We start from the raw sequence: 4,622 nt of genomic DNA on the forward strand, positions 1-4,622 counted from the left end.
CAGGGTGACCCGGTTGAGCATCAGCGAAATCACGATCCCGGGGTCGCCAGGGTAGTTCTCGGCGAGCAGCGCGACGGTGGCCAGCTCGGGTGTGGAGTCATCGCCCAGCCTAGAAACGCCCAGCCCAGACACGGCGGCCACCAGCTCGTCGACCCCCTCACCGCGCGTGATCAGCCACTCGAAGACGCTGCGCAGCGACTCGTCGCCCGTCAGGCGCTCCAGCAGGGGCGCCGCCACCTGGGGCGCGATCGCCTCGAGCACCCTTCGAATGTCGGCGGCCGACCTGAAGCCGCACAGCGCATCGAATTCGTCACTGAGGGCATAAATCAGTTCGGGCTTATGAAAGGCATCCCTGTAGTTGCGGTTCGGCGCGTCGAGCGGGATGCCCAGTGCGTTCTCGCGCGCGAACCCTTCGGCCGCCTGCGCCAGGGTCGGGTGCGCCTGCAGCGACAGCGGCGAACCGGCAGCGAGCACCTTGAGCAAAAACGGCAGTCGACCGTCGACAACATCCAGAAGCGTGTCGTTCGACCCCACGACCCGGCTCGGAGACCCTGGGTGGGCACCGAGCCACAGCTCCGCCTCGGGGGCTCCGGATGCCTCGAATCCCAGCAGCGTCGAGATCGCGCCGTCTGACCCCCACGCGTAATTTCGCGGGGTATTGGTGATGCCTACAAACATGGGTTCGACTCCTCGGGGCGCATTGGACCAAAGTACCAACCGGCTGGAAACGCTCAGGACGCGGTCGTAGGCTCTCAGAGGATTTCGACTAAGTAACGGAGTGGATATATGTCATTCGAGACAATCGGCGCGGATTTCTACGGCTTCGAGAACAGGCTCACCGACCAGGAGAAAGACCTGATAGTGAAGCTGCGGGCCTTCCTGGATGAGCACGTTCGCCCCTTCGCGAACGACCTGTGGGCGAAGGCGGAATTCTTCGACCGCGATGTCGTCGTCAAGGGCATGGCCGACCTCGGCCTCTTCGGCCAGCCGTTTGAGGAGACCCAGCACTTCGCGAACAGCGCGGTCTTCCGCGGCTGGGTCGCGCTCGAGCTCGCCCGTGTTGACGCCAGCGCCGCCACCCTGGTGGGGATGCAGAACGGCCTCGTCATGGGCTCCATCGCCGTCGCTGGCTCGCCCGAGCAGCGGGCCGAGTGGCTGCCGAAGTTTGCCAGCGGTGAGCTGCTCGGCGCGTTCGGCCTCACCGAGCCACTGTCGGGCTCCGATACGGCGCAGGGCCTGCAGACGGTCGCAAAGCGAGAGGGTGATCACTGGGTTATCAACGGCGCCAAGCGCTGGATCGGCAACGGCTCCATCAGCGATGTGACTATCATCTGGGCTCGCGACGCCGACGACAACCAGGTCAAGGGCTTCATCGTCCCGACCACCACTGCCGGCTATTCGGCGAAGCGCATCGAGAATAAGCAGGCACTGCGCATCGTGCAGAACGCCGACATCGTGCTCGAGAACGTGATCGTTCCTGAGGCCAACCGGCTGCAGAAGTCGCAATCATTCCGCGAGACGGCGGCCGTACTGCGGCTCACCCGTGCCGAGGTCGCCTGGGCCGCGGTCGGCAACTCGATCGGCGCCTACGAGGCCGCCGTGAAATACGCCGGCGAGCGCATCCAATTCGGCAAGCCGATCGCCAGCCACCAGCTCGTGCAGGAGCTTCTGGCCAAGAGCCTCGGCAACATCACGGCGTCGATCGCCCTGGTCACCCGGGTGTCGGAGATGCTCGACGAGGGCGTGCAGAAAGACGAGCACTCGTCTCTGGCCAAGGAGTTCACTACCAGCAGGATGCGCGAGACCGTGGCCTGGTGCCGCGAACTCATGGGCGGCAACGGAATCGTGCTCGACTACGGCGTGATGCGCTTCTTCGCCGACGCCGAGGCGATCTACTCCTACGAGGGCACCCGCGAGATGAACACCCTTATCGTGGGCCGCGCGATCACCGGCAAGGCCGCCTTCGTCTAGGTACGCTGCGGGCGGGCGACCGTCGTCAACTAGCCTGAGGCAATGCGAATCTTAGAGCTCTCGCGCGCGCGAACCGCGTTCCTGGTGCTCACCCTGTTCACCCTGATGGCCGGGGATGCGTGGCGGTACACGATCGGCTGGACGGGCTTCGCGATTGTGGTGGGCCTGCTGGCCGTGGCATCCATCGTCATGTTGATCGTGCAGCGCGCCCGCTGGAACCTCGGTGGCCTACCGTACCCGCTGATCGCCTTCCTGGTGCTCGCGACGCTCTCGCTCGTGTGGTCGTTCTATCCGGGGGCCACCGCGCTGGGGCTCGCCGCCACCTGGTTCACCGTCATCGGAGGGTTCGCTGTGGCGGTGACCTTCAGCTGGGCCGAGATCCTGCGGGGCCTGGGGCTGGCACTGAGATTCGTGCTCGGGATGTCGCTGCTCTTCGAATTCGTCGTCGCCGCCGTCCTCCGCCGCCCTGTGCTGCCGCCCGTACCCGAGCCTGGCATCGACTACGCGAACCTTCCCGACAAGATCCCGCCGATGCTGTACTGGAGTCGCAACGAGCTGTTCCAGGTGTTCGACGACGGCAAGATCCAGGGCATCGTCGGCAACTCCACCCTGCTGTCGTTCGTGGCGCTGCTCGGCATCATCGTCTTTGGAATTCAACTGGCCGGCGGGGAGGTGCGGAGGCGCTGGGGATTCTTCTGGCTGGCGACCGCGGTGGTCAACCTCGCGTTCAGCAGGTCGGCCACCAACATCCTGGGGCTGGTTGCTGTGCTCGCCGTGGTCGCGGCCGTGCTGCTGGTGCGGCGCGCAGCGACTCCGCGGGCGGTCGTCCTGACCTCCGTATCCCTCATCGTCGTCGCCGTCGGCGCGCTGGTCGGCGGGCTGGTGTTCCGGGCGCAGGTGCTGGGGCTGCTGGGCAAAAGTTCGGACCTCACCAACCGCACCCAGATTTGGCAGGATGTCAGTGCACTGGCGCAGGAGCGCCCGGTCTTCGGCTGGGGCTGGGTCAGCTACTGGGTGCCCTGGGTGAAGCCTTTCGATGATCTGGCGAAGAACAACGGCATCCGGCAGCTCCACGCCCATAACGCCTGGATCGATGTCTGGTTCCAGCTGGGCATCATCGGGCTGATCGTCTTCGGAGCGCTCGTCGTCTCGACCCTGTCACGATCGTGGTTGTTCGCCGTCGACCGCCCCCAGGTCTTACCCGGAACGCCCGGTGTCTTCACCGCGGCCAGCCTGCTGCCGCTGCTGCTGCTCGTGGCCTTGATTGTGCAGAGCTTCGCCGAAAGCCGGCTGCTAGTCGAGTACGGGCTGTTTACGCTGGCGTTACTGGCCGTGAAGACCAAGCGCCCCGAGTGGGAACCCCGGTGAGCGAGTCGTCACCGAGGGCCAACCGCATCACGACGACACTCGAGATCCTGGGCTCGGCCCGATTCAACACGGCACTGACCACCTCGGTCGTCGCTGTCGCGATGCTCTGCTTCCTGCTGCGCAGCGTCATCGGATGGCCGGGGCTGCTGACCATCCTTGCCGTGCAGCTGCTACTGGCCGCCGGATCGATGGTCGCCAGGCGCGGCACCATCGAATGGCAGGGAATCCTCCCCGTCTCACTGATCGCTTTCGTGGGCTGGGCGAGTCTGTCAGTTTTCTGGAGCATCTATAAGGGGGCCTCGGTCACCGGGCTTGCCTACCTGCTGTGCTTCACCGTGCTCGGAATCTATGTCGCGCTGTTGCGCGACACCATCCAGATCGTGCGATCATTCGGAGACGTGTTCCGCGTCGTTCTGGCGGGGTCGCTGGTCATCGAGATCATCGCGGGCGTGCTCATCGACAGCCCGATAGCCTTCCTCGAAATTCTGGGAAAATTGGATGAGTTCGGGCCGATTCAGGGCTTCTCCGGGGCTCGCAACCAGCTCGGTATTCTTGCTGTTCTTGCCATCGTCACCTTCGTCATCGAGCTCAGGACGAAGTCGGTGCCGCGGGGTGTGGTCATCGGTTCGCTGGTGCTCGCCGGGATCATTCTGCTGCTGACCCGCTCTCCCCTGGCCACCGGCGCGATGATCGTGGTGTGCATCGCCGCCGCAGCGCTGTACGGGCTGAGACGCGCAGAGCCCGAGCGACGAAGGATCCTGCAGCTCGGCCTGCTCGTGTCGGTCGTGCTCATCGCGATCGTCGCGTGGATTTTCCGCTCGACAATAGTGCAACTGTCCAATGCCGGCGGCGAATTGTCGTATCGCCTGGCCGTCTGGCGCAGGGCCTGGGATCTCATCTCGCTCAACCTGATCGAGGGTTGGGGCTGGATAGGAACCTGGCGTGGCGACACCGTACCGTTCCTATTCTTCGGGGGAATCGACTCGCGCATCCCCACCTCGGCCTCCAACGCCTTCGTCGATATCTGGCTTCAACTCGGGCTTGTGGGGCTGGTCATTTTTGTCGGCCTCGTGGGGCTTACCTTCGCGCGTTCGTGGCTACTCGCGTCGCGCCAGCGCAGCGTCGTGTTCACCTGGCCGGCCCTCGTGCTGGTCGTGCTCGTCACCACAGCGCTCGCCGAAAGTTCGATCCTGCTCGAGTTCGGGTGGCTCACCTTTGTTGCCTGCTCGGTGAAGGCCGCCCACCATCTCAGCTGGCGAACCGCGCTGCGAGAGCTTCGGGAT

Annotated in this window: 4 protein-coding genes; 3 read left to right on the plus strand and 1 reads right to left on the minus strand. The window is 64.9% G+C overall.

Annotated elements, in window-relative coordinates; translation table 11 throughout:
- Window positions 1-678: type I phosphomannose isomerase catalytic subunit (locus tag RMN95_RS10000; RefSeq protein ID WP_309616776.1), on the minus strand; the 678-nt coding region annotated here is incomplete at its 3' end.
- A 108-nt stretch (window positions 679-786) separates the two neighbouring features.
- Between RMN95_RS10000 and RMN95_RS10005 the strand changes: the two genes are divergently transcribed.
- The 3 genes from RMN95_RS10005 to RMN95_RS10015 form a co-directional block, all read left to right on the plus strand.
- Entirely contained in the window at window positions 787-1,971 is a 1,185-nt protein-coding gene (locus RMN95_RS10005; protein WP_309616777.1) for an acyl-CoA dehydrogenase family protein, read from the plus strand.
- A gap of 42 nt (window positions 1,972-2,013) precedes the next feature.
- Window positions 2,014-3,339, plus strand: a complete 1,326-nt coding sequence (locus tag RMN95_RS10010; protein WP_309616778.1) for an O-antigen ligase family protein — start codon at window positions 2,014-2,016, stop codon at window positions 3,337-3,339.
- Window positions 3,336-4,622 (plus strand): O-antigen ligase family protein (locus RMN95_RS10015; protein ID WP_309616779.1); only part of this gene is annotated, 1,287 nt, incomplete at its 3' end. The genes RMN95_RS10010 and RMN95_RS10015, both read left to right, overlap by 4 nt.

The sequence above is a fragment of the Salinibacterium sp. genome (assembly GCF_031364185.1).
Taxonomy (GTDB): Bacteria; Actinomycetota; Actinomycetes; order Actinomycetales; family Microbacteriaceae; genus Rhodoglobus.

Bases quoted from the DNA above. Each gene is read 5' to 3' on its own strand.
- RMN95_RS10005 (WP_309616777.1), top strand. From the start codon at position 787: ATGTCATTCGAGACAATCGGCGCGGATTTCTACGGCTTCGAGAACAGG.
- RMN95_RS10010 (WP_309616778.1), top strand. From the start codon at position 2,014: ATGCGAATCTTAGAGCTCTCGCGCGCGCGAACCGCGTTCCTGGTGCTC.